General features: G+C 64.4%; 26 protein-coding genes. 17 read left to right on the top strand and 9 right to left on the bottom strand.

The window, feature by feature from the left end; all coding sequences use genetic code 11:
* The first annotated feature begins 146 nt into the window (after nt 1–146).
* Nucleotides 147–458 carry a hypothetical protein gene (locus tag CH278_RS11830; protein ID WP_027497947.1) on the top strand — a complete coding sequence of 104 codons (312 nt, stop codon included), beginning with the start codon at nt 147–149 and terminating at the stop codon, nt 456–458.
* Between the two features lie 29 nt (nt 459–487).
* Here the strand turns inward: CH278_RS11830 and CH278_RS11825 are convergent, their stop codons facing one another.
* Together CH278_RS11825 and CH278_RS11820 are read right to left on the bottom strand one after the other, a co-directional pair.
* Nucleotides 488–1,132, bottom strand: a complete 645-nt coding sequence (locus tag CH278_RS11825) for a Type 1 glutamine amidotransferase-like domain-containing protein (protein WP_094621962.1) — start codon at nt 1,130–1,132, stop codon at nt 488–490.
* Nucleotides 1,129–1,569: an HIT family protein gene (locus tag CH278_RS11820; protein ID WP_032365556.1), complete on the bottom strand. Its 441-nt coding sequence runs from the start codon at nt 1,567–1,569 to the stop codon at nt 1,129–1,131. Before CH278_RS11820 ends, CH278_RS11825 begins: the two co-directional genes overlap by 4 nt.
* A gap of 254 nt (nt 1,570–1,823) precedes the next feature.
* Between CH278_RS11820 and CH278_RS11815 the strand changes: the two genes are divergently transcribed.
* Genes CH278_RS11815 through CH278_RS11805 form a run of 3 tightly spaced genes read left to right on the top strand, consistent with a single transcriptional unit; the run spans nt 1,824 to nt 4,686 of the window.
* Nucleotides 1,824–2,942, top strand: coding sequence for a Re/Si-specific NAD(P)(+) transhydrogenase subunit alpha (locus tag CH278_RS11815; RefSeq protein ID WP_032385072.1), 1,119 nt, complete (start codon nt 1,824–1,826; stop codon nt 2,940–2,942).
* Complete coding sequence (locus CH278_RS11810; RefSeq protein WP_027497943.1) at nt 2,942–3,265, top strand: NAD(P) transhydrogenase subunit alpha; 324 nt, start codon at nt 2,942–2,944, stop codon at nt 3,263–3,265. The genes CH278_RS11815 and CH278_RS11810 overlap by 1 nt, the downstream gene beginning before the upstream one ends.
* Entirely contained in the window at nt 3,265–4,686 is a 1,422-nt protein-coding gene (locus CH278_RS11805) for an NAD(P)(+) transhydrogenase (Re/Si-specific) subunit beta (RefSeq protein ID WP_027497942.1), read from the top strand. The genes CH278_RS11810 and CH278_RS11805 overlap by 1 nt, the downstream gene beginning before the upstream one ends.
* A 37-nt stretch (nt 4,687–4,723) precedes the next feature.
* On the opposite strand, the gene CH278_RS11800 is transcribed toward CH278_RS11805, so the two are convergent.
* The gene (locus tag CH278_RS11800) at nt 4,724–5,437 is read right to left on the bottom strand and encodes a hypothetical protein (protein WP_143536243.1); all 714 of its coding nucleotides are present in this window, start codon (nt 5,435–5,437) and stop codon (nt 4,724–4,726) included.
* A 587-nt stretch (nt 5,438–6,024) separates the two neighbouring features.
* Here CH278_RS11800 and CH278_RS11790 point away from each other — a divergent pair.
* Nucleotides 6,025–6,339 carry a hypothetical protein gene (locus CH278_RS11790; protein ID WP_139278557.1) on the top strand — a complete coding sequence of 105 codons (315 nt, stop codon included), beginning with the start codon at nt 6,025–6,027 and terminating at the stop codon, nt 6,337–6,339.
* A 107-nt stretch (nt 6,340–6,446) separates the two neighbouring features.
* Nucleotides 6,447–7,472, top strand: coding sequence for a phosphotransferase family protein (locus tag CH278_RS11785; protein WP_032373990.1), 1,026 nt, complete (start codon nt 6,447–6,449; stop codon nt 7,470–7,472).
* A 2-nt stretch (nt 7,473–7,474) separates the two neighbouring features.
* On the opposite strand, the gene CH278_RS11780 is transcribed toward CH278_RS11785, so the two are convergent.
* On the bottom strand, nt 7,475–7,951 hold the full coding sequence (locus tag CH278_RS11780) for an acyl-CoA thioesterase (RefSeq protein ID WP_032391965.1): 477 nt from the start codon (nt 7,949–7,951) through the stop codon (nt 7,475–7,477).
* Nucleotides 7,952–8,124: 173 nt separating this feature from the next.
* Here CH278_RS11780 and CH278_RS11775 point away from each other — a divergent pair, with 173 nt between their 5' ends.
* Nucleotides 8,125–8,871 carry a GntR family transcriptional regulator gene (locus CH278_RS11775; protein ID WP_027497939.1) on the top strand — a complete coding sequence of 249 codons (747 nt, stop codon included), beginning with the start codon at nt 8,125–8,127 and terminating at the stop codon, nt 8,869–8,871.
* A 2-nt stretch (nt 8,872–8,873) separates the two neighbouring features.
* On the opposite strand, the gene CH278_RS11770 is transcribed toward CH278_RS11775, so the two are convergent.
* Nucleotides 8,874–9,338: a PTS sugar transporter subunit IIA gene (locus CH278_RS11770; protein ID WP_032391966.1), complete on the bottom strand. Its 465-nt coding sequence runs from the start codon at nt 9,336–9,338 to the stop codon at nt 8,874–8,876.
* Nucleotides 9,335–9,565, bottom strand: coding sequence for a glucose PTS transporter subunit EIIB (locus CH278_RS11765; protein ID WP_027497937.1), 231 nt, complete (start codon nt 9,563–9,565; stop codon nt 9,335–9,337). The genes CH278_RS11770 and CH278_RS11765 overlap by 4 nt, the downstream gene beginning before the upstream one ends.
* Nucleotides 9,566–9,742: 177 nt before the next feature.
* Here CH278_RS11765 and CH278_RS11760 point away from each other — a divergent pair, with 177 nt between their 5' ends.
* Genes CH278_RS11760 through nagB form a run of 3 tightly spaced genes read left to right on the top strand, consistent with a single transcriptional unit; the run spans nt 9,743 to nt 12,966 of the window.
* On the top strand, nt 9,743–10,990 hold the full coding sequence (locus tag CH278_RS11760; protein WP_032365561.1) for a PTS transporter subunit EIIC: 1,248 nt from the start codon (nt 9,743–9,745) through the stop codon (nt 10,988–10,990).
* Entirely contained in the window at nt 10,987–12,171 is a 1,185-nt protein-coding gene (locus CH278_RS11755) for an N-acetylglucosamine-6-phosphate deacetylase (RefSeq protein WP_094621959.1), read from the top strand. Before CH278_RS11760 ends, CH278_RS11755 begins: the two co-directional genes overlap by 4 nt.
* Nucleotides 12,172–12,966: a glucosamine-6-phosphate deaminase gene (nagB, locus tag CH278_RS11750; protein WP_094621958.1), complete on the top strand. Its 795-nt coding sequence runs from the start codon at nt 12,172–12,174 to the stop codon at nt 12,964–12,966. It abuts the gene before it with no gap.
* A gap of 1 nt (nt 12,967) precedes the next feature.
* Here the strand turns inward: nagB and CH278_RS11745 are convergent, their stop codons facing one another.
* The 3 genes from CH278_RS11745 to CH278_RS11735 form a co-directional block, all read right to left on the bottom strand.
* On the bottom strand, nt 12,968–13,795 hold the full coding sequence (locus CH278_RS11745) for a shikimate 5-dehydrogenase (RefSeq protein WP_094621957.1): 828 nt from the start codon (nt 13,793–13,795) through the stop codon (nt 12,968–12,970).
* A 36-nt stretch (nt 13,796–13,831) separates the two neighbouring features.
* Nucleotides 13,832–14,548 (bottom strand): HNH endonuclease family protein, encoded by a 717-nt coding sequence (locus CH278_RS11740; protein ID WP_032401268.1) that lies wholly within the window; start codon nt 14,546–14,548, stop codon nt 13,832–13,834.
* Nucleotides 14,549–14,643: 95 nt separating this feature from the next.
* On the bottom strand, nt 14,644–15,543 hold the full coding sequence (locus CH278_RS11735; RefSeq protein ID WP_094621956.1) for an NADP-dependent oxidoreductase: 900 nt from the start codon (nt 15,541–15,543) through the stop codon (nt 14,644–14,646).
* A 111-nt stretch (nt 15,544–15,654) separates the two neighbouring features.
* Between CH278_RS11735 and CH278_RS11730 the strand changes: the two genes are divergently transcribed.
* The 7 genes from CH278_RS11730 (at nt 15,655) to CH278_RS11700 (ending at nt 24,711) form a co-directional block, all read left to right on the top strand.
* Complete coding sequence (locus tag CH278_RS11730; protein WP_094621955.1) at nt 15,655–18,498, top strand: DEAD/DEAH box helicase; 2,844 nt, start codon at nt 15,655–15,657, stop codon at nt 18,496–18,498.
* Nucleotides 18,498–19,250, top strand: coding sequence for an SWIM zinc finger family protein (locus tag CH278_RS11725; protein ID WP_032365568.1), 753 nt, complete (start codon nt 18,498–18,500; stop codon nt 19,248–19,250). The genes CH278_RS11730 and CH278_RS11725 overlap by 1 nt, the downstream gene beginning before the upstream one ends.
* Before the next feature lie 73 nt (nt 19,251–19,323).
* On the top strand, nt 19,324–20,832 hold the full coding sequence (locus CH278_RS11720) for a CoA-acylating methylmalonate-semialdehyde dehydrogenase (RefSeq protein ID WP_032365569.1): 1,509 nt from the start codon (nt 19,324–19,326) through the stop codon (nt 20,830–20,832).
* A gap of 6 nt (nt 20,833–20,838) precedes the next feature.
* Complete coding sequence (locus CH278_RS11715; RefSeq protein WP_032365570.1) at nt 20,839–21,978, top strand: isobutyryl-CoA dehydrogenase; 1,140 nt, start codon at nt 20,839–20,841, stop codon at nt 21,976–21,978.
* Entirely contained in the window at nt 21,975–23,033 is a 1,059-nt protein-coding gene (locus CH278_RS11710) for an enoyl-CoA hydratase/isomerase family protein (protein ID WP_094621954.1), read from the top strand. Before CH278_RS11715 ends, CH278_RS11710 begins: the two co-directional genes overlap by 4 nt.
* The gene (gene mmsB, locus CH278_RS11705; protein WP_027497925.1) at nt 23,030–23,938 is read left to right on the top strand and encodes a 3-hydroxyisobutyrate dehydrogenase; all 909 of its coding nucleotides are present in this window, start codon (nt 23,030–23,032) and stop codon (nt 23,936–23,938) included. Before CH278_RS11710 ends, mmsB begins: the two co-directional genes overlap by 4 nt.
* Nucleotides 23,935–24,711: an enoyl-CoA hydratase gene (locus CH278_RS11700; RefSeq protein ID WP_027497924.1), complete on the top strand. Its 777-nt coding sequence runs from the start codon at nt 23,935–23,937 to the stop codon at nt 24,709–24,711. The genes mmsB and CH278_RS11700 overlap by 4 nt, the downstream gene beginning before the upstream one ends.
* Nucleotides 24,712–24,804 lie beyond the last annotated feature (93 nt).

Below are 24,804 nucleotides of genomic sequence, written 5' to 3'. Positions count from 1 at the left end.
ATTGTCCGAGTCACATCAGTAACACCAGCCCCAGGCGTTACCAGATCGATGCGTCGTCGACACGCAATGTTGTAGTTCGCAGCGCTAGCGTCCAGCGCAGCGCATCTCGCACCCCATGCGGTGCGGGTCGACAAGGAGGCTGCACGATGATCGATCCCGGAAGTGACTCCTGGAACTATGTGGCGGCGATGTTCTCGTACGAATTCCTCGGGGGCGGAGTCGAATACGACACCATCGAGCGCATTCACCGCGGCGAGGTCGACGAGTGGGTGCACGCGTTGCTGAAATCCGGGATGTTCGAGAGCGCGACCGTCGCGGCCATCGCCGACTCGTGGCGTGCAGCACCCCGCCGACTGTTCGACATGCTCGTCCTCGACGCCGACGAAATGACTGCTCGCCGTTGCTCTCTCGCGTGGTCGTCCCTCGACCGGCTCGCACCGCTCGCTCGCCTGGGCTGATCACGGGTCGCACAGTCACAAATCACGGTTCACGCACCCAGAATTGTCGTCCCGGAGTCGTCGACCACGATTGCCTGGCTGTCGGTCAGTCCGTGAGTTTCGATTCCCTCGCGTCGCAGACGGCGCAGCGTCGCCCACCCCGAATCCTGCTCGTCCAGCACGGAATCGAGATGCGGGACGACGGAGAAGTCGACGAGACCGAGCCCGCTCCACACCGGATCGATGCCTGCGATCGGCCGTACCTCGTTCGGGTCGTCGGCATCCTCGACTCCGGCCAGCGACGGCGCAGCGACGCACGCTCCCGCGCTGTACCCGCCGTAGGCGATGGTGTCGGCCCGAACGCGCCCGCGGATGACGTCGTCCGCACCGGAACGAGCCATCTGAGCGCGCAACACGAACGTGTTGCCACCGCGGACCCAGACTGCGTCGAACGCTGCCAGGGCGCGCTCGAATGCGGCCGGTCTCCCGGCGAAATCGCGCAGATCCAACTCCGACGGCCGGTATCCCAAGGCGCGTAAGGGCCCGAACTCGCTGCGGAGCGAGGATTCGCGGGCGGCGGCGGGCCAGGCATCGGCCGCATTGGCGATGACCGCGAGATCGGCGGGCGGGCCGGTGAGGCGGGTGAACTCGTCGGAATGGCCGCCGAATCGATACGAAGACAAGAACAACCTCACGAGGTCTGCTCCCCGGCGACTCTGGCCATTCCGGATCGAATTGCCTCGGCCACCCGTTCGGGTTCACGCAGGCGACGGGTGACGAACCCCGCCGCGAACTTCAGTCGGTCGCGGTCCCAGCGCGGCACCACGTGCAGATGCAGGTGAAAGACGGTTTGGAATGCGGCGACGCCGTCGTTGATCACCAGGTTTGCACCGTCGGCGCGGAGGTCGGACTCGCGCACTGCGCGCGCCAGCGTGTGCCCGACGCGGAAAACCTCGGCAGCTGTGTCCGGTCCGGTGGAGGTCAGGTCTGCGGAATGCTCGCGCGGAACCACCAGAACGTGGCCCCTGCTGATCGGTCGAATATCGAGAAAGGCGACGGTGTGCTCGTTCTCGAACACGCGGTGGGCAGGTGCGTCGCCGGCGACGATGGCACAGAAGATGCAAGATTCCACGATTGTCACTGTAAGGTCCGATCATCACGGATAGACCTGTATGGCGTGCATCACAATTGCTCGTCCTGTAGTCGCGAAATGTCGAAACGGACTCGATTCAGAACGAATCGGACTGTGTTCTGGGTTACCCGCGCTCCATTTGCTGTGGCTACTATCAGGAACCTCGTGCCTTGTCGCATGGGTTCGTCCACTCGTCGCAGATTTCGAGCCATTGGCCGATCGGTGGGCACCATTCAACGCAGGAAGACGGAGATTTGGATACATCGCAGAGCACTGAAAAGGGTTCGGGATCCACGACGGTCGTCGGTGTGGTCCGCGAATCGGGGGAAGGTGAGCGACGTGTCGCTCTGGTCCCGAAGATCGTTGCCGCGCTCACGGGCAAGGGCGTCGAGGTCGTCGTGGAATCGGGTGCCGGACTCGGCGCTCTGATCCCGGACGAGCTCTATGTCGCAGCCGGGGCCACGATCGGCGATCCCTGGGGCTCGGAGGTCGTGGTCAAGGTCGCGCCGCCCACCGACGTAGAGATCTCGAGGCTGAAGTCGGGCTCGACGCTCATCGGATTCCTCGCCCCACGCAATGCCGAGAACAGTATCGGCGCGCTGAAGGCCGCCGGAGTACAGGCGTTCGCGGTCGAAGCCATTCCGCGTATCTCCCGCGCTCAGGTGATGGACGCCTTGTCTTCTCAGGCGAACGTCGCCGGGTACAAGGCCGTTCTGTTGGCCGCGTCGGAGTCCACGAGGTTCTTCCCGATGCTGACCACCGCCGCCGGAACGGTCAAGCCGGCGACTGTGCTCGTTCTCGGTGTCGGTGTGGCCGGTCTGCAAGCCCTGGCCACCGCGAAGCGTCTCGGTGGTCGACCCACCGGCTACGACGTGCGACCGGAGGTAGCCGACCAGGTCCGTTCCGTCGGCGCGCAGTGGCTCGATTTGGGGATCGATGCTGCCGGCGAAGGCGGCTACGCGCGTGAGCTGACCGAGGACGAACGCGTCCAGCAGCAGCGTGCCCTGGAAGAGGCCATCAAGGGATTCGACGTCGTGATCACCACGGCGTTGGTGCCTGGCCGTCCCGCACCGCGTCTGGTGACGGCCGCCGCAGTCGAGGGTATGAAGCCCGGCAGCGTCGTGGTCGACCTGGCCGGTGAGACCGGCGGAAACTGCGAACTCACCGAGCCCGGCCAGACCGTCGTCAAGCACGACGTCACCATCTGCTCGCCGTTGAACCTGCCTGCCACGATGCCCGAGCACGCCAGCGAGCTGTACTCGAAGAACATCTCGGCTTTGCTCGAGCTCATGCTGGTCGACGGCGCACTCGCTCCGGATTTCTCCGACGAAGTGCTCGCCGGTGCCTGCGTGACACGTGAGAAGGAGAACTGATGTACACCCCGCTTCTCGCGAACATCGCGATCCTGGTGTTGTCCGGGTTCGTCGGTTTCGCGGTGATCTCCAAGGTGCCGAACACCTTGCACACCCCGCTGATGTCGGGAACCAACGCCATCCACGGCATCGTCGTGTTGGGCGCGTTGGTCGTCCTCGGAAAGGTGCACGACCCGTCCATCGGACTGCAGGTCATCCTGTTCGTCGCGCTGGTGTTCGGAACCGTCAACGTCATCGGTGGCTTCGTGGTCACCGACCGCATGCTCGGCATGTTCAAGTCCAAGCCGGTGCCCGCCAAGACCTCGAAGGGTGCTGACTCCTGATGGACAATCTCGTCAACATTCTCTACATCGTCGCCTTCGGCATGTTCATCTACGGTCTGATGGGTCTGACCGGACCGAAGACCGCCGTGCGGGGCAACCAGATCGCCGCGGTCGGCATGTTCATCGCCGTGGTGGCCACGCTGATATCCATTCGCGACACCGGTAACTGGATCCTGATCATCGTCGGACTCGTCGTCGGCGTCGCGCTGGGAATCCCGCCTGCGCGACGGGTGAAGATGACGGCGATGCCGCAGCTGGTGGCTCTGTTCAACGGCGTCGGCGGCGGCACGGTCGCACTGATCGCGTGGGCCGAGTTCCTCGACACGTCCGGATTCTCGAACTTCAACCACGGAGAGTCGCCGACGGTGCATATCGTCATCGGCTCACTCTTCGCGGCGATCATCGGTTCCATCTCGTTCTGGGGCTCTCTCATCGCCTTCTTGAAGCTGCAGGAAACTCTGCCCGGCTCGCCGATCACCATCGGTAAGTTGCAGCAGCCGCTCAACGCTCTGCTGCTGATCGGCGCTGTGGCCGCTGCAGTGGTCATCGGCATCAACGCCACTCCGGGCGGCGGCGTGTCGCAGTGGTGGATCGTCGCGGTTCTCGTACTGGCAGGCATCCTCGGTCTCACGGTGGTACTGCCCATCGGCGGCGCGGACATGCCGGTCGTCATTTCGCTGCTCAATGCTCTGACCGGTCTGTCTGCTGCGGCTGCGGGTCTGGCGCTCAACAACACCGCGATGATCGTGGCGGGCATGATCGTCGGCGCGTCCGGCACGATCTTGACCAACCTCATGGCCAAGGCCATGAACAGGTCCATTCCGGCGATCGTCGCAGGTGGATTCGGCGGCGGCGACGCGGCTGCAGGCCCGGCCGGTGCAGGTGGGGGAACCGCCAAGGCGACCTCGGCGGCAGACGCAGCGATCCAGATGGCCTACGCCAACCAGGTCATCGTCGTGCCCGGCTACGGCCTTGCCGTCGCTCAGGCACAGCATGCCGTCAAGGACATGGCCAAGTTGCTGGAGTCCAAGGGTGTCGAGGTCAAGTACGCCATTCACCCGGTCGCCGGTCGCATGCCGGGACATATGAACGTGCTGCTCGCCGAGGCCGACGTCGCGTACGACGCGATGAAGGAGATGGACGACATCAACGACGAGTTCTCTCGTACCGACGTCACGTTGGTCATCGGAGCGAACGACGTCACCAATCCGGCGGCGCGCAACGATCCGTCGAGCCCGATTCACGGGATGCCGATTCTGAACGTCGATCAGTCGAAGTCGGTCATCGTCCTCAAGCGATCGATGTCGTCGGGATTCGCCGGCATCGAGAACCCTCTGTTCTTCGCGGAAGGCACGTCGATGTTGTTCGGTGACGCGAAGAAGTCGGTGTCCGAGGTGACCGAGGAGCTCAAGGCCCTCTAGTCGGTCGCCATCTCGGCCCGGATGGGACGCTTCCGTGTCAACGGAAGCGTCCCATTCTGCGTTGGGCTACGAGGGCAGCGGTATCGAACGGGTTTCGAGCCTCGCGGGCAGCGGCTGCGGGTGAGAAGAGCATCACCACCGAGCACGCCGGCCACCACACGCCCGTGATCAGCAGTGCGCTGACAATCCCGACGGGGGAGACGGACCCGACGGCCAGTTGTGCCACTCCGACAGCGAGGACGGCGACGGTCCCGAGTCCGAGGATCATCGGCCGCCACGTGGCCGATGCCACCATCGACGCGGCCCCCAACAGCGCTGTGACAGCGACGAGCTGCCCGCTCGGAAGGTCGGTGGCCGTTGTCGACGACGCCGCGAGGTGACGCACCAGAGCTGTGGTCACTTCCGCGCCGATGACGCAGGCAATCACCACTCCGATGCCGTAAGGCAGTTTTCGGACCAGGGCGACAACGGTGAGGGCGGCGAGGACGGTCAGCACGGCGGTGACGTCGATCGTGTTCAGTGCTCGCGAGGCCAGGGCGGCAGCCGGGCTCGTGGAGACGGGCCACACCGGTGCCATGTTCGGCACCCACATCAGTAGTACCGACAAGAGCGCCGCGCAGAGGCCCGACACCGTCAGCCGGGTGCGGATCGCCCGTCGGTGCGCTCGCTCGCTCGTGTTCGCCGAACGGCTCTCGTTGCCGGCTCCACGGGGTGACCGAATCGGTCCGCTGTCGAGACTCGGTGATCGCATGGACGCCAGACTGCCGCAGTCGGCTGAGCGTGAGATGTGAGCATCGTGGGAGCCGGCTGAGCATCTGCGGTAACGGTCGGATCACGACGAAGAAGCGTCGATTCCTTGTTGTAGCCGCAACCTAGTAATGGCGATCTGTCAAATTCCTGAAGTCTGTAAACAGCCGAAAAGCCGAACCGAAAGTAGAATTCGACCCTGCAACCAACCGATCGGTCGGAGTGTGTGGTCCAGTGCGGTGTAGAGGAGGCTACTCGACTGCGGCTCCGAGCAGTTGCTCTCGAGTGTCGCACCTCGCCTACCTGGACTTTCGTGCGGAGTTTGTCTCCTGTCACAGTATTTTGAAATGCGAACTATGAATTCGTTGCAAGTCGTTGATCGGATGGGCCGATCTGTGTGACTATGGTCACATAGTCCAGTTCACCCTGGGCGAGACCGTCGAAAAGGGCGTAGTTTCAGCCGCATCGGAAAACCGTATTCCCCCGTTACGGCCAAGTTGGTAACGATCTGAACACGGTCTGGTCGGCTCATCGCAACTCGTGAACGGGCATTCGGCACCAACAGAAGTCGGAAACTCGAAGGAGAAGAACATGACCACAATGTCGCAGGGGCAGCTCGATATGGTCCGCGCGTTCTTTTGCAACGAGTTCCAGGCGGACTCGCTGGACCGTACGGTGATGCCGGAGCCCACGGCCGATGCCGTTGCCGAATGGATCGACGCGCTGTCCACCAGTGGACTGTTCGCGCCAGCGGAGGTGCACAACATCTCGGCCGTCTGGTGTGCCGAGCCCGAGTCGATGACCGCACTGCTCGTCGGCGAAATCGACGAAATTGCTGTCAAGCGGCACGAGGCCGCTGCCGTTGCTACTCCGGCGCTGATCTCCGCGTTCGGTCGCGCCAGCTGACCGTCTGTGCTTGTGCCACCGGCATCCGTTGGCACCGCTTCGTTACGATCACCCGAACCGGTGATGTCCGTCGGCAACGGTGCCGCACAACGAAGTGAGGGTTTTGTATGGGCGTGGTGGGCTTGGACGAAGATGCAGTGTCGACGTGGATCGCGGAGCTGGGGATAGGCGCAACATCGCCGCTCTCGTTTCAGCGCATCGGTAACGGCCAGTCCAACCTCACGTACGCGGTTCGCGACGCCGGTGGCAGTGCGTGGGTCCTTCGCCGGCCGCCGTTGGGCAAATTGTTGGCGTCGGCTCACGACGTCGTGCGCGAGCACCGGATTCTCTCCGGTCTGCAGAATTCGCCGGTCCCTGTGCCGAAAATGATTGCGATCACGCAGGATCCAGCCATTTCCGAGGTTCCGTTGGTCCTGATGAGTTTCGTCGACGGGGTCGTCGTCGACTCGGTGTCGGCTGCCGAACAGTTGGACCCCGATCAGCGTCGACGTGTCGGACTCGGTCTGACCGCGGCGTTGTCCGACATACACCGTGTCGACCTAGAGTCGTCGGGTCTTGCCGACCTCGCCGGCCGCAAGCCCTACGCTGCGCGTCAGATCGCGCGGTGGACCACGCAGTGGGACTCCTCCCGAACCCGGGAGGTTCCTGGAATCGATTCGCTCGCAGCACGATTGACGGCCAAGATCCCCGAGCAGCACGAGGTGACGCTGGTTCACGGCGACTTCCATCTGAGCAACGTCATCACCGCTCGAAACGACGGCCGCGTGGTTGCCGTCGTCGACTGGGAGTTGTGCACGCTCGGAGACCCGTTGGCGGATCTGGGTGGTCTGCTCGCCTACTGGCCTCAGGCGGACGACGGGGTTGCCGGTCCTTTCATGGCATCGACTCTGCCCGGTTTCCCTACCCGGGCGGAGCTGGTCGAGTCCTACGCGCACAACACGGGCCGCGATGTGACCGATGCCGGATTCTGGGAAGTGCTGGCGCTGTGGAAGTTGTCGATCATCGCCGAAGGCGTCATGCGCCGGATGGAAGCCGATTCACGCAACCGCGCCGTGGGCGGCGCGCCGACCACCACGCTGATCGACGACATCGTCACCCGAGCGCTGCAGCGTGCCGACGAAATCGGGCTCTAGATTCAGGCGTCTACTGACGTTCCGATCACCAAAGTGCGTGCCGCGGTTTCGATTTCGGAGGGAATGGGGACGGGGCGACGGGATTTCGCGTCGACGTAGACGTGAACGAACCGTCCCCGAGCGGCCAATGTCAGTGCGTCGTCCTCGGCTTCGCGAAACAGCGCCAGCGAGTAAACGATGCTGCGGGTGCCCAGCTTCTCCACCGCAAGACCGACCTGGAGGCGATCGGGAAAACTGAGCTCGGACAGATAGCGGCACGAGGTTTCGGCCACGACGCCGATCGCGGGCAGAGTCCTGATGTCCACACCCGTCGTTTCCATGAGCCACCCGTTCACTGCGGTGTCGAAGTATGCGTAATACGTCACGTTGTTGACGTGGCCGTAGTGGTCGTTGTCGTCCCATCGGGTCGACACCGGCCACAGTGCCGGGAAATCCGACGCATTCGACAATTCCACGCTGTCCTTCGGCGACTCCGTCATGGCACGACGCTAACCCGTCGCCACGTCGGCAACAAACGCGACCGGATTCGAGGCATCGGAGAGCTGAGTCCGGGCGAATGCTTCCTCGGTATCGCCGTCGTGACGTAGTCTTTGGTTGGACCGGACCAGTCCGTACCGCTGGTTCTGCGAGTGATCGAAAGGCCGGCGCAGTGGTGATGCCCGTACACCTGAGGGACAGTCAGATCCCGAAGCACGAACAGCTACGCGCAATTCTGTTGCACCGCTGCACCAAGGAGCTTTCGCCGGGGGATCTGATGCCGAGCGAGCGTCGGTTGATGGAGGACTACGGCGTCAGTCGCATCACGGTACGCGAGGCGATAGGGCAGCTCGTCAACGACGGACATCTGGTTCGGGTACGTGGGAAAGGGACGTTCGTTGCTTCTCGTACCGTGCAGTCGCGGTTGCACCTGGCGTCGTTCTCCGAGGAGATGCGTGCCCAGGGGCTGACGCCGACGACGGTGGTCCTGTTCGCGCGACTCGAAAAGCCCTCGGCAGCAACGATTCGTGCTCTGGGCCTGGTCGACGGTGATCGGACGTACCACATCAAACGGCTACGGCTGGCCGATGCCGAGCCGGTCAGTGTCGACGACGGGTGGTACCGGGCCGAACTCCTTCCGGGGCTGATCGACCACGATCTGAGTCAGTCGGTGTACGAGGCCGTGCGCAACCACTACGGCCTGACCATCGATCGAGCCGAGCAGACCGTCAAAGCGACAGCCGCCGACAGTGACACCTCCACGCTGCTGGGGACCAAACGCGGCGCACCGGTGCTGTACTTCGACCGAGTGTCGTTCAGCGGCGACGAACCGATCGAGCACACGGAGAGTTGGTACCGGTGCGACCGGTACCAACTCTCGATGGAGGTGCAGGGGGAGCGGCGCACCACGCAGCGCCGCTAGGCTCAGGGCAACACGAACAGCGAGTCGCCCTGTGCCACCGAGGTTCCGACGGCCGCGCTCGTGACGGCATCGGGCTCGGAGTCCATCAGGACCACGGGAATCACGTCGGAGTATCCGGCGTCCGCGATCGCCGCAGGGTCGTAGGTGATCACGAGATCGCCGGACTGGACCCGATCGCCCTCTGCTGCAACGAGTTCGAAGCCCTGGCCCTTCATCTTCACGGTGTCGATGCCGATGTGCACCAGCACTCCCGCCTTGTCGTCGGTGAACACGACGAACGCATGTGGGTGGAGTTTGAGGATCTTGCCGGCTATCGGAGACCGCACCTCGACGGGCCCGCTACCGGCCGCCGGGCGCACGGCGACCCCGGAGCCCACCATCTGCGAAGAGAAGACCGGGTCGGGGACGTCGGCGAGCGAGATGACCTGACCGGCAACAGGACTGGAGATCGTCGAGGTCCCGCTCACAGAATGTCGCCGATGTCCTCGGCGAGGGTGTCGGCCTCCGGGCCGACGATGACCTGCACGGCTGTCCCCTTGTGGAACACTCCGTGCGCACCGGCTGCCTTGAGCGCAGCCTCGTCCACCAGCGACCCGTCCTTGACCTCGGTACGGAGCCGGGTGATGCACGCTTCGATCTCTACGATGTTGTCGGCACCGCCGAGGCCCTTCACGATCGCGTCCGCCTTGGCCATGTTCTGTTCCCGCTTCCTTCTCGTGTGCAGTGGTGTCGGCGAGGTCACATCTCCGGGTTGACATGTGGTCGTCACCTGGCCAAACTACAACTGGTAATGACCGGACAGTACCCCTGATGTCATCCGGTCACAACAGTAGAACTCCCTTGCCGGACCAGCCTCGAAGAGAAGGTCGCCATGACCCTGAAGAAGACGGACTCGGCCGAAGCCGAACCGAAGAAGGAATCCAGATCTCTCGCCGGGTTGCAGCGATTCGGGCGCAGTCTCATGCTGCCCATCGCGGTTCTTCCCGCGGCGGGAATCCTGTTGCGGCTGGGCCAGGACGACCTCCTCGGCAGATTCAGTGCTCTGGGCACCGCGGCGGCCGTCATCTCCGCTGCAGGACAGGCGGTCTTCACCTGGTTGCCCTTGATATTTGCCGTGGGCATCGCCATCGGCTGGGCCAAGAAGTCGGACGGCTCGACCGCCCTCGCCGCCGTCGTCGGCTACATGGTGATGAACGGTGTCTTCACCGCGATGTCACCGGTGGTACTGGAAGGCAAAGTCGACGCGAACGGCGATCCGGCCGTGATCGACTACGGCGTGTTGGCCGGCATCGTCATCGGCCTGCTCTCCGCCATTCTGTGGCAGCGGTTCTACCGCCAGAAACTGCCGGATTACCTCGGCTTCTTCAGCGGACGACGTCTGGTTCCCATCCTGACCGCTGTCACCGGCCTCGTCGTCGCCGTCGTCATGTCGTTCGTCTACCCGCTCTTCTACAGCGCACTGAACTGGGTCGGAAACACCGTTGCCGATCACAGTGTGGTGGGTAGCGGGATCTACGGTTTTGCCAATCGCATGCTGATTCCGACGGGACTGCACCACATTCTCAATTCGGTCGTCTGGTTCCTCGTCGGTGATTATCAGGACGCGAGTGGTCAATTGGTGCGTGGCGATCTCAACCGATTCTTCGCGGGAGATCCGTCCGCGGGAGTCTTCATGACCGGCTTCTTCCCCATCATGATGTTCGCTCTGCCTGCCGCTGCATTCGCGATCTATCGCAACGCCAAGCCGTCGCAGAAGAAGATCGTCGGCGGAATCATGTTGTCCACCGGTCTGACTGCGTTCGTCACCGGCATCACCGAACCGCTCGAGTACTCGTTCATGTTCGTCGCCTGGCCGCTCTACATCATCCACGCCGTGCTGACCGGAACCTCCATGGCACTGACCAATGCCCTGGGAATCCATGACGGCTTCTTCTTCTCTGCCGGCGGTATCGACTATCTGTTGAACTACGGAATCGCTACGAAGGCATGGCTTCTCATTCCTATCGGCCTGGTGTATGCGGTGATCTACTACTTCCTGTTCAGCTTCGTCATCAAGAAGTGGAACCTGCGCACCCCCGGCCGCGAGGACGACGCGGTGCTCGAACCCGACCGGGCATGAGCGAATCCATCACGACGGCGCTCAGGGGGCGGGTCGTCACACCCGACGCGGTCATCGACGACGCCGTCGTGGCATTGTCCGGCGATCGAATCTCCTGGGTGGGTCCGGTAGTGGCGTGGCCCGACGAGGCTCCACCGCAATCGAATTCGACCATCCTGCCGGGCCTGGTCGATGTGCACTGCCACGGCGGCGGCGGGGCGTCGTTCCCGGATTCTGCCCGTGCCGATCTGATGACCGCGGTACGGCACCACCGTGGCCGCGGCACCACCACGATGCTCGCATCGCTGGTGTCGGCATCCCCTGGGCGACTGGTCGAGCAGACGTCGATGCTCGCCGATCTGTACGAGTCGGGGGACATCGCCGGGGTCCACCTCGAAGGGCCGTTCCTGTCTGTTGCCCGCTGCGGGGCGCAGGACCCCGCGTCACTCCGTGACGGCGACACCGGTCTGCTGGCAGACATCATCGACGCCGGGCGGGGATCGGTACGGTCGATGACACTTGCTCCCGAAGTCGACGGCTTCACGGCCGTCGGACACATGTTGCGAGAGAACGGCATCGTCCCCAGCATCGGGCACACCGACGCCGACGCACGCACCACTCGCAGCGCAATCGACGCCCTCGGAGAGGGTGCCATCGGTGCCACCCACCTGTTCAACGGGATGCCCACCTGGCACCATCGGTCGCCGGGGCCGGTCAGCGAGTGCTTGGCCGCTGCGGCGCGAGGGTCGATGGTGCTCGAATTGATCGGCGACGGAGTACATCTCGCCGACGAGACCGTGCGAGCGGTGTTCGATCTCGTCGGCGGTGGGAACATCGCGTTGGTGTCCGACGCGATGGCCGCGGCGGGAATGGCCGACGGCCGCTACCGGCTCGGGCCGCTGGATGTCACCGTGCACGATTCGGTCGCCCGCCTGTCGCGGGAGAACGATCCCGAGTCGGCCCCGATCGCGGGCGGCACGTCGAGTGTGCTCGACCTGGTACGCCGCGCAGTGCTCGACGCCGGTGTGCCGTTGCTCGACGCAGTGCGTGCCGGGGCAACCACCCCGGCAGCGCTGATCGGGATCGGGGCCGAAACCGGTTCTCTCGTAGCCGGATCGAGAGCGGACGTGCTGGTGGTCGACGCATCCTTCGCGCCGGTGCAGGTCATTCGCGGCGGACGCGCGATCGAGGAGGAAAGTTAGATGGAGATCGTCGTACTCCCCACAGCCACCGACGTGGACCGAACCGCGGCCGACATCGTCGAGCGCGTCGTGCGAACCGACTCGGTCCCGGGATCGGGCCCCGTCCTCGGGTTGGCGACCGGGTCGAGTCCCGTCGGCACGTATCGCGAGCTGGCCCGCCGACATCGCGAGAAAGGGCTGTCCTTCGCTGGGTGTCGAGCGTTTCTGCTCGACGAATACATAGGTCTACCCAGAACTGCTGAGCAGTCGTATTTTTCGTTCATTCGCGAGAACTTCGTGGACCTCGTCGACCTGGACGATTCCGCGGTGTTCTCGCCGGACGGTGAAGCCGTCGACATCGCTGCCGAAGCGCGACGATACGACGCCGCGATCGCGGAGGCCGGTGGTATCGATGTGCAGATTCTCGGCATCGGCACCGACGGACACATCGGCTTCAACGAGCCCGGGTCGTCACTACGGTCGAGAACCCGGGTGAAGACGCTCACCGAACAGACTCGGGTCGACAATGCGCGCTTCTTCCCCTCGCCGGAGGAGGTGCCGCACCACGTGCTGACGCAAGGCCTCGGCACCATCGACGAGGCGCGTCATCTCGTGCTCATCGCTACCGGAGAATCCAAGGCAGACGCGGTGGCCGCTGCCGTCGAGGGGCCGTTGTCGGCACGCTGTCCTGCGTCCGCGATTCAGTGGCATCCGCACGTGACGGTACTGGTGGACGAGGCAGCTGCTGCGTCCCTCGCTCTCACGGACTACTACCGCCACGCCTACGCGAACAAGCCCGCGTGGCAACGCCTGTGAGTCAGCGACGGGAGAATTCCGACGCCCGCTGGATCTGATCGTCGGACGGGCGAACTCCGGTGTAGAGAACGAACTGTTCTGCTGCCTGCAGGGCAATGACCTGAGCGCCGGTGATCACCGGTTTGTTCGCCGCACGCGCCGCGGTGATCAGCGGTGTCTCCGACGGCATCGCGACCACGTCGAACACTGCCTGTGCCGCATGGATCTGCGACTCGGTGAAGGGTGTCGAATCGGCAGCGGGGCCGCCCGCCATTCCCACCGGGGTGACGTTCACCAGCAAGTCGGCTTCGACGGACTCGGCCGACCAGTCGTATCCGTACGCCTCGGCGAGAGCCGGACCGGTCGACGCGTTGCGAGCAACTACGGTGCCGCGGGTGAAACCCGAATCCCGCAGTGCGGCAACAACTGCCTTGGCCATACCGCCGCAGCCGGTCACGGCCACCGAACAATCGGTCGAGATATCGCTCGACGCGAGCAGATCGGCCACAGCCTGGTAATCGGTGTTGTAGGCGTGCAGCACGCCCGCCTCGTTGACGATGGTGTTGACCGATGCGATCGCGCTCGCAGATTCGTGCATGACGTCGACCAGCTCGATCACGTCCTCCTTGAACGGCATGGAGACCGCGCATCCCCTGATACCGAGTGCACGGACTCCACCGACCGCGGCCGCGAGATCGGTGGTGGTGAACGCCTTGTAGACGAAATTCAATCCCAGTTCGTCGTACAGGTAGTTGTGGAAGCGGGTTCCGATATTGCTCGGCCTTCCCGACAGAGACATGCAGAGCTGGGTGTCACGGTCGAGAAAGCTGCGCGACGACGTCGTTGCCATTGGCCAGACTTTACCGCCCGCGTTCGCATCGCTGGATCAGCAGCTGGGGGCCACCGAAGCGAGGGCGCGGCGGTCGGCCTCGGTGATCGGCAGCTCGTACTGGGCCGCCACCGACAGATATTTGCCCGCGTAGAAACAGTGGTACGCCGCGTTCGGCGGCATCCACTGCGACGGCGTCTTGTCGCTCTTGCTCTGGTTGTCCGGCCCGTTGACCGCCAGCAGATTGAACGCGATGTCGTTCGCGAAACGAATGCGCTTGTCCGCTGCCCAGCTGTCGGCACCCATGTCCCAGGCGGCAGACAACGGATAGACGTGATCGATCTGGATCTTGCCGGCGTCGGACTTGGTGAACTGCAACCGTTCACCGGAGTAGGGGTCGTCCAGGGAGCCCGAGAGCACCACGCAGTCTCGGGTGCCGGCCTTGAACTCGACTTCGGTCATCGACAGTGCCAGCACGTTGTCACGGGTTCCACACCCGTCGTGCCCGCCCGGTCCGTCGTAGTCGTCCGTCCACGCCGGTCCGAACACGCACCCTTCACCGCTCTTGCATCCGCGCTCGTACCCACGAGGATCGGGTCGTGCGGCGACGACGGCCACCCGATCCAACAGCGTTTCGATCTGGGCGCGGGTGGGGCTGCCCGGAGCCGGGGGTGGGGGAGCCAATCCCGGTATGTCGGACCGGTCACAGGATTCGAACGTCGCCATGACGATCGCGGCGATCACCAACGCCGCCGCTACCCACAGCTTCTTCACACACGCCCCATCGTGAAACTTCGATCTTGCCGACTCTCGTACCTCGCGACAGCAGTGTGCCGGACGGTACCGACACCGCCCGACACGGTCGGGTGTCAGCGGACCTCGATGACGACCTTGCCGAGTGCGTGCCCGTTCTCCACGAGCGCAAGAGCCTCGCCTGCGCGGTCGAGTGGAAACGTGTGATCGATGCGTGGACGAAGGACGCCCGTCACGACCAGATCGGCCAATCGGGTGAACGCCGCAGTGGTGCGCTCGCGCACTGCTCCAGACCCACCCCACTGGGCGGCGAGCACCGGGTCGGCCACGCTGACGATCGGGGCGCCGGTCTTCACAGCGGCCGCGCGAAGAGTGTCCCCGCCGACCAGATCGACGATGCCGTGCACCGGCCGCGATATCGAACCGACGTACTCGGGTCCGGACTCGACGAACTCCGCACCGAGGCTCTCGATCCACTCCCGCTTGCCCGAGCTCGCCACCCCGAGAACGTCGTTACCGTCGGCACGCGCCAGCTGCAGAACCGAAGAACCCACACCGCCGCCTGCGCCGAGAACGAGAACGGTGTTGCCTGCAGTCAGCGCCAACCCTCGCAGTGCGTCGAAGGCGGTCCCGGCCGCCACCGGCAGTGTCGCCGCGACCGACCAGGACACGGCCTCGGGCTTGTGTGCCGTACCGGCCGCGTTGAGCAGCGTGTACTGCGCATAGCCGCCGTGACCCGACGCCGTCGCCCCGAAGACCTCGTCACCGACCGAGAACCCGTCCACTCCCGAGCCGACGCCCACAACAGTGCCCGACACCTCCCGCCCCAGCACCGCAGGCAAGGTGATCTGCACGGTGTCCTTGCGATTACCCGCCCGCACCTTCCAATCTGCGGGATTCACCCCCGCGGCATGTACCGCCACGAGAAGCTGCCCCGATCCCGGTTCCGTCACGGGGAGGTCCAGAAATGTCTCGGTGTCGGGGCCGCCGTATTCGTCGAAGCCGTACGCGATCATGGGACCACTGTGCCTCATCGATGAGACATCGGTGCCTCATCGATGACACATCAGCGCTAGCGAAGACACATCGGCGCCGGGTATGTCGGTGCGTGCTGGTTGGATGGACCGATGCTGCACGGTCTCTGGTCTCCCGGTGCCGGATTGCTGCTCTGGGACGACGAGATCAGCACCGGAGACGAACCCGACCTACCGGCGACACACTCGCACGTGCTCACCCGCACGTTCCGGCATCGCGCCCGAGTGACGTTTCCCGACTCCACTCGACGCGCCACCCCTCGGGATCCGGTCGAACTGCCGGCGATCGCGCTGGCTCCGCACGATGCGGCCGACCTGTTGCTCCGCACCCCGTCGACCCACCCGCTGATCTCCGGCGACCTCCGGTTCCTGGGCCACGTCGCCCAGGGCATCGAACGGTGGGTCCGGGCCGGACGAGTGGTGCCGGCACTGAAATTGATGGACGGCCAGTGGTGGCCGCGTTGGCGGCTGGTCGGCGGCGAGCGTCAACGCGCCTGGCTCAGCGAGCTCGCTGTTGCGATGCCGTCGGTGCAGCGAGCGAACGAACGGCCGAAGAAGCTTCTGGACGACATGGTCGAGGAGCTCACCGACCCGATCGTCAGATCGGTGCTCGGCAAGCCCGATTCCGAGCACCCGTTGCTGTCGGCCCTCGTGCGGGACGATCCGTATCTCGATGGGACGCAGAAGATCTCGACGCTGTTCGACAATTGGCGCGCCAGCCTCACCGTCGACGAACCGGCGCTGGTGCTGCGCCTGCTCGAACCGGACGACCAGGACGGCGAGACGGGTGATGCCGACGGTGCCCCGGACGATGCCGTCGAGTCGTTCTGGACACTTCAGGTGTGCCTGCGCGCGGACGGGGAGGCTCCGCGTCCGGTCCCGATGAGTCGCAAGGTCGACGCGACCTTGCTGTCGACGGCAGTACGCAAACTCGGCGAGGCCGTGGCTGCCTACCCGAGGTTGCGTGATCTGCCCACCCAGGAGGGCACCCTCGACCTGTTGTTGCCGACGTCGGTGGTCATCGATCTCGTCGAACACGGTGCCACTGCATTGCAGGCCACCGGCACGACGGTCCTGCTGCCGAGGGCCTGGACCAGGTTGGATCCGTCGATGCGATTGCGGGTCGAGTCACCCGCGGTGACCAAAGCTGCGGCCGATCGTGCCGTCGGTATGGACGAGCTGGTGTCGTACGACTGGCAACTGCAGCTGGGCGACATGGTGCTCACCGAGGCGGAGATGAACCGGCTTGCCGTCTCGAAGGGCGACCTCGTCCGCCTGCGCGGGCAATGGGTGCTCGCCGACGGGGGACAGCTGGCGCGGGCTGCGAAGTACGTCGCCGAGCATCACGGTGACGGGACTGCGCTCAGCACGTTGATGCGTGAGATGACGTTGGCCGATCCGCCTCCGGCTCCGGTCCAGGACATCCGCGCCACCGGCTGGGCGGCAACGTTGCTCGAACCCGGGGCGGTTCCGGAAACCATCCCGGTGCCCGAGGGCGTCCGCGCGACTCTGCGGCCCTACCAGCAACGCGGTCTCGACTGGCTCGCGTTCATGAGCCGACTCGGTCTCGGTGCCGTGCTCGCCGACGACATGGGCCTGGGCAAGACACTGCAGGTGCTCACGCTGCTCGCTCACGAGAACAGTGCGACTCCGACGCTGTTGGTGGCCCCGATGTCGGTGGTCGGTAACTGGCAACGTGAGGCCGCGAAATTCACTCCTGCACTGCGTGTTCTGGTGCACCACGGTCCGACGCGGTTACGCGACGAGGAGCTCGATCGAGCCATCGCGGAGCACGACCTGATCGTCACCACGTACGCATTGATGGCCAAGGACCGCGCGCAGTTGGCCGCACAGACGTGGCGTCGCGTGGTTCTCGACGAGGCGCAGCACATCAAGAATGCAGGCACCGTGCAGGCGAAGGCGGCACTGGCCATACCGGCCGATCACAAACTGGCGCTCACCGGGACGCCGGTGGAGAACCGGCTGGACGAGCTGAGGTCCATTCTGGATTTCGCGAACCCGGGCATGCTGGGGCGGCCGTCGGACTTCAGGAAGCGGTTCTCGGTGCCGATCGAGCGGGAGAACGACGAGAACGCGGTCTCGCGGCTGCGTGCCATCACGTCTCCGTTCATTCTGCGTCGCGTCAAAACCGATCCCACGGTCATCTCTGATCTGCCGGAGAAGAACGAAATGACCGTGCGCGCCAACCTCACTGCCGAGCAGGCGGCGTTGTACAAGGCGGTCGTCGACGAGATGATGGCGCAGATCGCCGACGCGAAGGGCATGAAACGCAAGGGTGCGGTGCTCTCGGCCCTCACTCGCCTCAAACAGGTGTGCAATCACCCCGCGCATTTCCTGTCCGACGGCTCGTCGGTACTCAAGCGAGGTCAGCACCGTTCCGGAAAGATCGGATTGGTGGAGGACATGCTCGATTCCGTTCTCGGTGACAACGAGAAGGCGTTGTTGTTCACGCAGTTTCGAGAGTTCGGTGAGCTCGTGGCACCGTATTTCGCCGAGCGTTTCGGAGTTCAGGTGCCGTTCCTGCACGGCGGCGTGAGCAAGGGCAAGCGCGATGAGATGGTCGAGAAGTTCCAGAGCGACGACGGTCCGCCGATCATGATGCTCTCGCTCAAGGCCGGTGGTACCGGGCTCAATCTCACTGCCGCCAATCATGTTGTGCACTTAGATCGTTGGTGGAATCCGGCGGTGGAGAACCAGGCGACCGACCGCGCCTTCCGTATCGGCCAGCGCAAGAACGTGATGGTGCGCAAGCTGCTGTGTGTGGGCACCGTGGAGGAACGCATCGATTCGATGCTGGTGTCGAAGCAGGATCTGGCGGATCTGGCGGTGGGCACCGGTGAGAGCTGGGTGACCGAGATGGACACTGCGGAACTGCAGGAACTGTTTCGTCTCAGCGAAGACGCGGTGGGGGAGTGATGGCCGACTTCTCGCAGTACGGCAAGCGTCGACAAGCCAAGGGCGGCATCGAGTCTCGAAACAAGCGGGGTGCCTTCGGGCAGACGTGGTGGGGCAGGCATTTCGTCGCCGCGATGGAAGATCTCGCCGATCCGGGCCGGATCGCACGGGGCCGGACCTATGCCCGCCAGGGGCAGGTGCTCACTCTCGGAGTCGAACGTGGGCAGATCTACGGTGAGGTGCAGGGCAGTCAGCTCGAGCCGTTCTCGGCGTCGGTCAGCGTCGAGCCGCTCACCGAAGGCGAGGTGGCCGGGCTCGTCGGCCGAGTGCGATCCAACCCCGGCATGCTGGCGGAACTCGCGTCCAACGCGATTCCTCAGGCGCTGGCGTCGGTGCTGCTTCCCCACGACAAGGGGCAACTGGATTTCGACTGTTCGTGCCCCGACGACGGGTGGCCGTGCAAACACGCGGCAGCGCTGATGTACATCGCCGCCGAGCACATCGACGCGTCCGCGGGGACGATCCTGACACTGCGCGGTGTCGATCTGGATCAGTTGATCGAGGGGGTCGGCGACAGCGACCAGGAGTTCGACCCGGACGACTGGTTCGGCGATCGTGCGGCGTTCCCCGAACTTCCGAAAGTGTCGTTCGCTCCGGCGACGGACGATCTCGATCCGCTGATCCTGCGCAGAATCTTTCGCGCCGACGGTTCGACGGAGGCGGAAGTCAGCCGGGCCTGCGCTGATCTGCGCGCGTTCTACGACCGAATGTGACCGCTCCTGGACTTACATGGACATCCGACTATAGGATGAGCGTACTTAATTCCACGCTCGAGGACGGACACCCATGGCTCGCGAACTCACGCACTTCATCGGCGGCAAGCATGTCGCCGGCACCTCCGGACAGTTCGGGGATGTGTTCGATCCCAATACCGGTGAGGTGCAGGCCCGGGTGCCCCTGGCCGACGTATCCGAGGTCGAGGCCGCCATCGCCGACGCCGAGCAGGCGCAGCGTGAGTGGGCGAAGTGGAACCCGCAGCGGCGCGCTCGGGTGCTGATGAAGTTCCTCGCGCTCGTCACCCGCGACACCGAAGAACTCGCGCGGCTGCTCTCGTCGGAGCACGGCAAGACCATCGCCGACGCCAAGGGCGACATCCAGCGTGGCGTCGAGGTCGTCGAGTTCGCCGTCGGTGTTCCGCACCTGCTCAAGGGTGAGTACACCGAGGGTGCGGGTGGCGGTATCGACGTCTACTCGATGCGTCAGCCGCTCGGTGTCGTTGCCGGCATCACCCCGTTCAACTTCCCGGCCATGATTCCGCTGTGGAAGGCCGGCCCGGCCATCGCCTGCGGTAACGCCTTCATTCTCAAGCCGTCAGAGCGAGACCCGTCCGTACCCCTCAAGCTCGCGGAGCTGTTCCTCGAGGCAGGTCTGCCGCCGGGCGTGTTCAACGTCGTCAACGGCGGCAAGGATGCCGTCGACGTGCTGCTCACCGATGATCGCGTCAAGGCGATCGGCTTCGTCGGATCGACCCCCATCGCGCAGTACATCTACGAGACGGCGGCGCAGCACGGCAAGCGCGCACAGTGCTTCGGTGGAGCGAAGAACCACGCTTTGGTGATGCCCGATGCCGATCTCGACGAGGTCGCCGACGCTCTGCTCGGAGCCGCATACGGTTCGGCCGGCGAGCGATGCATGGCGATTTCCGTCGCGGTTCCCGTCGGTGAGGAGACCGCCGACGCGTTGGTCGCCAAACTGACCGAGCGAGTGGCGAAACTGAAGATCGGCCGCAGCGACGACGAGAACGCGGACTTCGGCCCGCTCGTCGGTAGCGATGCGTTGAAGCGCGTCAACGACTACACCCAGATCGGTGTGGACGAGGGTGCCGAGTTGGTCGTCGATGGACGCGGATTCAGTCTCGAGGGCCACGAGGGCGGATTCTTCGCCGGCGCAACGCTGTTCGACAAGGTGACCACCGACATGCGCATCTACAAGGAAGAGATCTTCGGTCCGGTGCTGATCGTCGTGCGCGCGAAGGACTACGAGGACGCGCTGCGTCTGCCGTCCGAACACGAGTACGGCAACGGCGTCTCGATCTTCACCCGCGACGGCGACACCGCTCGCGACTTCTGCTCCCGCGTCCAGGTGGGCATGGTGGGAGTCAACGTGCCGATTCCGGTGCCGATCGCGTACCACACGTTCGGTGGTTGGAAGCGTTCGGGATTCGGCGATCTCAACCAGCACGGACCGGATTCCATCCGCTTCTACACCAAGACCAAGACCGTCACTCAGCGTTGGCCGTCGGGCACCAAGGAAGCAGCTGCGCAGAATCACTTCGTCATTCCGAACATGGACTGATCGACGATGTTCACGTTGAACGAGGACGAGCGTGCCATCAACGACACTGCTCGTGATTTCGCGGACGAGTTCCTCGCACCGAACGCCGTCGAATGGGATCAGCAGAAGCACTTTCCGGTGGACGTGCTGCGCAAGGCTGCTGCTCTCGGGATGGGCGGCATCTACATTCGTGAAGACGTGGGCGGATCGGGCCTGACCCGCGTCGACGCGGTGCGCATTTTCGAGCAACTCGCCACCGGTGACCCGTCCATCGCGGCCTACATTTCCATCCACAACATGGTCGCCTGGATGATCGACACGTACGGCGACGACGAGCAACGGCAGCGCTGGCTTCCAGGGCTGTGCTCGATGGACCAGCTCGGTAGCTACTGCCTCACCGAACCCGGCGCTGGATCCGATGCGGCAAAGCTCGGTACCAAGGCCGTCCGCGACGGTGACGAGTACGTGCTGGACGGCGTCAAGCAGTTCATCTCCGGCGCAGGCACTTCCGAGGTGTACGTCGTTATGGCCCGCACCGGAGCGCCGGGTCCCCGCGGCATCTCGGCGTTCATCGTGCCGAAGGACACGGCGGGACTGTCGTTCGGAGCGAACGAGAAAAAGATGGGATGGAACGCTCAACCCACCCGCCAGGTGATCTTCGAAGGTGCCCGCGTTCCGGCTGCCAACCTGCTCGGCGGCGAGGGCGACGGATTTCGGATCGCGATGAACGGGCTCAACGGCGGACGCATCAACATCGCCGCGTGCTCGATCGGCGGCGCACAGTCCGCTCTCGACAAGGCCGTGTCCTACCTCGCCGACCGCAACGCATTCGGCACCAGGTTGCTCGACTCGCAGGCCCTGCAGTTTCGACTGGCGGATTTCAAGACCGAGCTCGAAGCTGCGCGAACTCTGCTGTGGCGAGCAGCGGACGGGTTGCAGAACAATGCAGCCGACAAGGTCGAGATGTGCGCGATGGCCAAGCGTTTCGGTACCGATACCGGCTTCGAGGTCGCCAACGGGGCGCTGCAGTTGCTCGGCGGATACGGTTATCTCGCCGAGTACGGTGTCGAGAAAATCGTTCGCGACCTTCGGGTCCACCAGATTCTGGAAGGTACCAACGAGATCATGCGCGTGGTCGTAGCTCGCTCCATCGTGGGTGCAGCATGAGCGATGTCCTACTGGAGGTTTCGGGCGGGATCGGTCGCATCACTCTGAACCGCCCCAAAGCCATCAATGCACTCTCGCATGCGATGGTTCAGCAGATAGCTCCGGCGTTGACGCAGTGGGCAACCGACGACAGAGTCGACGTCGTCCTGCTGACCGGAGCCGGCGAGCGCGGATTGTGCGCGGGCGGCGACATAGTCTCGATCTACCACGACGCAAAGGACGGCGGCAGCGGAAGCAAGGACTTCTGGCGCGACGAGTACGTGCTCAACGCCGCGATCGCCCGCTTCCCTAAGCCCTTCGTCGCGATCATGGACGGCATCGTCATGGGCGGTGGCGTCGGGCTCTCGGCCCACGCGAACACCCGTATCGTGACCGAACGTTCGAAGATCGCGATGCCCGAGGTCGGCATCGGATTCATTCCCGATGTCGGTGGCACCTACCTTCTTTCGCGTGCGCCCGGCGAAACCGGTACCCACTTCGCGCTCACCACGGCGCGGATGAATGCGGCCGACGCCATCGCGGTCGGATTCGCCGATCACTACATTCCGTCGGACAAGCTCGAGGAGTTCTACACCGCCCTCGAGACGGTCAGCGTCGGGGAGGCCGTCGACACGTTCAGCGAGTCGGCTCCGGAATCCACCGTCGCGACTCAGCAGGAATGGATCGACGAGTGCTACGCAGGTGACGACATTCAGGGCATCGTCGACGCTCTGGCTGCATCGCCGGTGCCGGAGGCGCAGCAGGCCGCAAAGGACATCGCGTCCAAATCGCCGGTGTCTCTTGCGGTGACGCTGCGGTCGCTGCGACGGGCGGCGACGCTGCCCTCCCTCGAGGCCGTGCTCGACGAGGAGTACCGCGTGTCGGTCGCGTCGCTGAGCAGTCACGATCTGGTCGAGGGAATTCGGGCGCAGGTCGTCGACAAGGATCGCAACCCCCAGTGGCAGCCGGCCACGTCGGCGGATGTCACTGCCGAGGATGTCGACCGATACTTCGCGCCCCTGGGCGACGCCGAACTCGGTCTGTCGAAAGCACTTACAGAAGGTGAGCAGTCATGAGCGAGAAGACGATCGGATTCATCGGCCTCGGGCACATGGGTGGACCGATGGCCGCCAACCTGGCTGCGGCCGGGTACACGGTGCAGGGCTTCGATCTTGTTCCCGCGGCGCTGGAGCAGGCCACGAAGGACGGCGTCACTGTGGTGGAGTCCGCGGTTGCGGCCGTCGCCGGAGCCGACATCGTGATCACGATGTTGCCGAACGGAAAACTGGTACTCGGGCTGTACGGGGATTTGCTTCCGGCCGCGGCACCGGGGACGTTGTTCATCGATTCGTCGACCATCGACGTCGCCGACGCGCATGCCGCGCACCGGCTGGTGCACGAGGCCGGACACCGTAGCCTCGACGCTCCGGTCTCGGGCGGTGTCGGGGGAGCGGCCGCAGGCACGCTCACGTTCATGGTCGGTGGTTCGGAGGACGATTTCGCCTCCGCCGCTGCCGTTCTCGACGTCATGGGCCGCAAGGTCGTGCACTGCGGGCCGGCGGGCAACGGTCAGGCCGCCAAGATCTGCAACAACATGATTCTCGGCGTATCGATGATCGCCATCAGCGAGGCCTTCGTGTTGGGCGAGAAGCTCGGTCTGAGCAATCAGGCGCTCTTCGACGTGGCATCGACTGCGTCCGGCCAATGCTGGGCGTTGACGACCAATTGCCCGGTGCCCGGTCCGGTTCCGACGAGCCCGGCGAACAACGAGTACAAGCCCGGATTCGCGGCGGCCCTCATGGACAAGGATCTGGGTCTGGCTGCGAATGCACTGCGCGACAACGGGGTCGAGGGAGTACTCGGACTTCGCGCAGCCGAGCTCTACGCTCGGTTCAAGGAAACGTCCGGCGGCGGAACCGACGTGGACTTCTCCGGCATCATCAACGACATCCGCGAACGCTCGAACGGAGCTGCTCAGTGACCGACTACGAAACCATCCTGCTCGAACGCCGGGGACGCGTCGGCATCATCACGCTGAACCGTCCGAAAGCATTGAACGCGCTGAACTCTCAGTTGATGCGTGAGGTCGTTTCGGTGGTCGAGGAACTCGATGCAGATTCCGAGATCGGTGCCATTCTGATCACCGGATCCGAGCGGGCTTTCGCAGCCGGGGCCGACATCAAGGAAATGCAGCCCAAGTCGTACATGGACGTGTACCTCGACGACTTCTTCGCGGCGTGGGATCGACTGGCCGCGGCGCGGACGCCCCTCATCGCCGCGGTCTCCGGTTATGCACTCGGTGGCGGGTGTGAACTCGCGATGCTGTGCGACGTTCTGATCGCCTCGGACACCGCGGTATTCGGACAACCCGAGATCAAGCTCGGCGTCATTCCGGGAATCGGTGGCTCGCAGCGCCTGACGCGTGCGGTGGGCAAGGCCAAGGCCATGGAGATGTGCCTGACCGGCCGGAACATGAAGGTCGAGGAAGCCGAGCGAGCAGGATTGGTCTCGCGCATCGTGCCGGTCGCGGATCTCCTCGACGACGCCATCGCAACCGCGACCACGATCGCCGAGATGTCGCTACCGGTTGCCATGATGGCGAAGGAAGCAGTGAACCGATCGTTCGAGTCGAGCCTTCGTGAGGGAGTTCTGTTCGAGCGCCGCGTGTTTCATTCGACGTTCGCCACGGAGGATCAGAAGGAAGGCATGTCGGCTTTCATCGAGAAGCGCACGCCCAACTTTCAGCACCGGTAAAGCTGGCCGCTCTTTCGGGTCGTTCCGCGGGTTCCACTCCCACCCCGACCGGTCGTTCCGCGGGCTCCATTCCCACCCCGACCGGTCGTTCCG

It is taken from the genome of Rhodococcus sp. 05-2254-5 (genome assembly GCF_002258575.1).
GTDB classification, from domain to species: domain Bacteria; phylum Actinomycetota; class Actinomycetes; order Mycobacteriales; family Mycobacteriaceae; genus Rhodococcoides; species Rhodococcoides fascians.
Note: the sequence above shows the minus strand (reverse complement) of the source record. Positions and strands in the feature narration are given on the sequence as shown.

Excerpts from the sequence above, each read along its gene's own strand:
- CH278_RS11830 (WP_027497947.1), top strand. The coding sequence starts at position 147 with ATGATCGATCCCGGAAGTGACTCCTGGAACTATGTGGCGGCGATGTTC.
- CH278_RS11810 (WP_027497943.1), top strand. The coding sequence starts at position 2,942 with ATGTACACCCCGCTTCTCGCGAACATCGCGATCCTGGTGTTGTCCGGG.
- CH278_RS11805 (WP_027497942.1), top strand. The coding sequence starts at position 3,265 with ATGGACAATCTCGTCAACATTCTCTACATCGTCGCCTTCGGCATGTTC.
- CH278_RS11800 (WP_143536243.1), bottom strand. The coding sequence starts at position 5,437 with ATGCGATCACCGAGTCTCGACAGCGGACCGATTCGGTCACCCCGTGGA.
- CH278_RS11790 (WP_139278557.1), top strand. The coding sequence starts at position 6,025 with ATGACCACAATGTCGCAGGGGCAGCTCGATATGGTCCGCGCGTTCTTT.
- CH278_RS11785 (WP_032373990.1), top strand. The coding sequence starts at position 6,447 with ATGGGCGTGGTGGGCTTGGACGAAGATGCAGTGTCGACGTGGATCGCG.
- CH278_RS11780 (WP_032391965.1), bottom strand. The coding sequence starts at position 7,951 with ATGACGGAGTCGCCGAAGGACAGCGTGGAATTGTCGAATGCGTCGGAT.
- CH278_RS11765 (WP_027497937.1), bottom strand. The coding sequence starts at position 9,565 with ATGGCCAAGGCGGACGCGATCGTGAAGGGCCTCGGCGGTGCCGACAAC.
- CH278_RS11760 (WP_032365561.1), top strand. The coding sequence starts at position 9,743 with ATGACCCTGAAGAAGACGGACTCGGCCGAAGCCGAACCGAAGAAGGAA.
- CH278_RS11755 (WP_094621959.1), top strand. The coding sequence starts at position 10,987 with ATGAGCGAATCCATCACGACGGCGCTCAGGGGGCGGGTCGTCACACCC.
- nagB (WP_094621958.1), top strand. The coding sequence starts at position 12,172 with ATGGAGATCGTCGTACTCCCCACAGCCACCGACGTGGACCGAACCGCG.
- CH278_RS11745 (WP_094621957.1), bottom strand. The coding sequence starts at position 13,795 with ATGGCAACGACGTCGTCGCGCAGCTTTCTCGACCGTGACACCCAGCTC.
- CH278_RS11735 (WP_094621956.1), bottom strand. The coding sequence starts at position 15,543 with ATGATCGCGTACGGCTTCGACGAATACGGCGGCCCCGACACCGAGACA.
- CH278_RS11730 (WP_094621955.1), top strand. The coding sequence starts at position 15,655 with ATGCTGCACGGTCTCTGGTCTCCCGGTGCCGGATTGCTGCTCTGGGAC.
- CH278_RS11725 (WP_032365568.1), top strand. The coding sequence starts at position 18,498 with ATGGCCGACTTCTCGCAGTACGGCAAGCGTCGACAAGCCAAGGGCGGC.
- CH278_RS11720 (WP_032365569.1), top strand. The coding sequence starts at position 19,324 with ATGGCTCGCGAACTCACGCACTTCATCGGCGGCAAGCATGTCGCCGGC.
- CH278_RS11715 (WP_032365570.1), top strand. The coding sequence starts at position 20,839 with ATGTTCACGTTGAACGAGGACGAGCGTGCCATCAACGACACTGCTCGT.
- CH278_RS11710 (WP_094621954.1), top strand. The coding sequence starts at position 21,975 with ATGAGCGATGTCCTACTGGAGGTTTCGGGCGGGATCGGTCGCATCACT.
- mmsB (WP_027497925.1), top strand. The coding sequence starts at position 23,030 with ATGAGCGAGAAGACGATCGGATTCATCGGCCTCGGGCACATGGGTGGA.